Annotated in this window: 1 protein-coding gene; it reads right to left on the bottom strand. The window is 69.1% G+C overall.

Annotated elements, in window-relative coordinates:
- Window positions 1-11: 11 nt before the first annotated feature.
- The coding region (locus ABD346_RS38205; protein ID WP_344380924.1) for a GNAT family N-acetyltransferase at window positions 12-564 on the bottom strand (553 nt) is incomplete at its 5' end.

The following is a 564-nucleotide window of genomic DNA, read 5'->3' as shown; positions in this document are numbered from 1 at the left end:
AGGCGGAGCTCTCAGGGCAGGGTGCGCAGCATGGTCGCGTAGACAGGGGAGTCGGGGAACGGCTGCTGGTCTCCGATGTTGTGGTACCCCCAGGATTCGTACAGGGCTTTGACCTTGGCGTGGGTGGGGTCGACCAGGAGCGTGACGCGTTCTTCGGGGCGGCCGTGCAGGAGCTCTTCGTGGATGCGGTGGGCGAGGCCGGTGCCGCGCCAGGGGGAGCGGACCATGATTTCGAAGAGGGCCAGGGTGCGCTGTCCGTTCTCGCGGGTCTGGTCCTCGGGCAGGGGGGTGAGCATGTGGGTCCACCAGCCGGTGCGCTCGGGCAGCGGGGAGGCGTAGGCGTAGCCCGCGGCCTCGCCCCGGTCGTAGGCGACGACGGCTTCCCAGCCGGGGCGGGAGGCGTGTCCGGACAGACGGTCCTCGAATCGCTCGATGGAGAAGAACGGGTCGGCCATCTCCTTCGCATACACCTCGCCGTACAGGGAGACCAGGGTCGGACGGATCGCGTCGAGCTGGTCGCGGTTGTAGCGGATGAGCTCGGCGGTGGTCGGGCTGCTGGTCACG

The organism is Streptomyces mauvecolor, from assembly GCF_039532965.1.
GTDB classification, from domain to species: Bacteria; Actinomycetota; Actinomycetes; order Streptomycetales; family Streptomycetaceae; genus Streptomyces; species Streptomyces violascens.
Note: the sequence above shows the minus strand (reverse complement) of the source record. Positions and strands in the feature narration are given on the sequence as shown.